Below are 1,902 nucleotides of genomic sequence, written 5' to 3' on the forward strand. Positions count from 1 at the left end.
AGCCTAACGAAGCAGCCGTCAGAGAAACATTCAAAAAACTCGAGACTTTATCAAAGCTAGAAAGAAGAAATAATAAATATTCAAAAAATATCATTTCAAAAAATCTAACCGAAGCTGCCAAACTGGGAATATTGCAAATAGAAGGCTCTTACTCCCTAGTGAAACCCGGACCTTTAACCGAAAGCCTTGCCCATTCATTCCCCGGGGCAAGATACATGGCTGCATCTCTCAAAAAAGAGATCATCCTTTATCGCGCAGGAGTTTCCCACCAGCCTTTTGGTCAATTTTTTTCCGCCGAACCACCAACTAGCATATTGCAAACAAGGATAGACAAGGCAATCCCTCTCAACTGGCCTGGAGGAGAACAGTCTCCCATTGACACAGTTTTTGCAATAAAATTCCCAGCCGGAACAAAGCTATACATCGGAGAAATAGCTAATCAGGGCGGTTTTCACTTAGGCGGAACACAGCAGATAGTGATACCTACTCCATGGCCAACTGATGGCGTTGAAATAATAGAGTCAAGACCAATAAAATGAACGAAAAACTCAACCACACCGCAGTTCTTTCTCGGATGATCGCACTACTGCAAGCAGGAAATTTTCCTGATTTGGCTGCGACCCTGGAAATCATAAAAATGAACTTCGATGAAAACCCAAGAGAAAAATCGCTGGAGCTTCTTTCAATGTACCGCGGGGCAGGTTCTTTAAACGATATCGTTTTCCATAAAGACGGGAAATTATTGATCTCCGAAAATATTGAATTCGAAGAACTTAGGATTAGTCTTTTTAACATCTGCAAAGAACTCATTTAGTCTGCAATCTAGTCGATTCATCCTAAATCACACTAAAAAAATGCATCAAGATGCGTCCAGACATCTGCACGTGATCCCTGAAAGTGAGATGCCTTATCAATGTCACCATAGACAATGCCGATGTGGTGTCAACCATGGTCATACTCAACGGTCAGTCACATGGGATTGATTAGCGACCGCAGTACGAAACGCACCTTGCACCGAAGAGAAACACTACATATAACCAAAAGTTCTAAAAAATACCACAAAACAACGCCACCAACCAATCCAGGTAGCGCATTCATGGGCATCAGCCACTAATGAAATTACGGCATGGACTGAGATATCCTCGGAACTGGGGGATAAAAGAATGTGGGAGGTAAACAAGGCTTTTCTTGATATAGAAATTTCAAAATCAAAGAACTTTCTTTTTACCAGCGATCCTACAAAATTAACAATCGGATTTCCCCAAAAAGAATTTCTTTATCTGAAACAACATGGATACGAAATCCATAAAGACGGAGAAATATATCGTGCGATTAAAAAATGATCCATCCGGCATATCAGAATTGACAGCCCTCATTAAAAAATACTACACCCTCAGAAATAGAGAAATTCTCATAGTTTCGTCAGGAACATCCGGCAGAGGGTTGAATGAAGGAGACTCCTATTATGTATCATTCATGATCGATAGGAAGCACATACTAAAATACTCGATTCCAACGGCAATAAGAACTTTTGCGTGTTTGTGGATCGGTATAGGTCCAGAATACATCCCGATTAATTATGCTATCAACGGAAAGTACGAAGAACTCTTCAGTGTCGATTCCACAACTGAAGCCGTAGAGAAAAATCTTGAACTTTTAGATGATTACCTATCAGGCCGATTCGATAATTGAAATTTAATATTTCCAACCTCCGGATGACACCGCATAGTTCGAACGCAACACTAACCGCCACCAGCCGCTACCGTGGTACGAACTCATCCCGCACACGCTTTCAGCCACATCACACAACACCATATAACCAAAAGTTCTAAAAAATGCCCCAAAATAACGCCACCAACCAATCCAGGTAGCGCATTCATGGGCATCAGCCACTAATGAAAT

General features: G+C 41.4%; 3 protein-coding genes and 1 pseudogene. 3 read left to right on the top strand and 1 reads right to left on the bottom strand.

Features of this window, described 5'->3' with window-relative positions:
- The 3 genes and pseudogenes from D3H34_RS34405 to D3H34_RS34110 all read left to right on the top strand — a co-directional run.
- Positions 1–539 (top strand): annotated as a pseudogene (locus D3H34_RS34405) (hypothetical protein); the annotation flags it as partial.
- A complete protein-coding gene (locus D3H34_RS34105) occupies positions 536–814 on the top strand; it encodes a hypothetical protein (protein WP_147400569.1) in 279 nt (92 codons plus the stop codon). The pseudogene D3H34_RS34405 and the gene D3H34_RS34105, both read left to right, overlap by 4 nt.
- Positions 815–1,290: 476 nt before the next feature.
- Positions 1,291–1,692, top strand: a complete 402-nt coding sequence (locus tag D3H34_RS34110; RefSeq protein WP_147400570.1) for a hypothetical protein — start codon at positions 1,291–1,293, stop codon at positions 1,690–1,692.
- A gap of 3 nt (positions 1,693–1,695) precedes the next feature.
- Here D3H34_RS34110 and D3H34_RS34585 read toward each other — a convergent pair.
- Positions 1,696–1,902 (bottom strand): hypothetical protein (locus D3H34_RS34585; protein WP_205736860.1); only part of this gene is annotated, 207 nt, incomplete at its 5' end.

The sequence above is a fragment of the Acidovorax cavernicola genome (assembly GCF_003581445.1).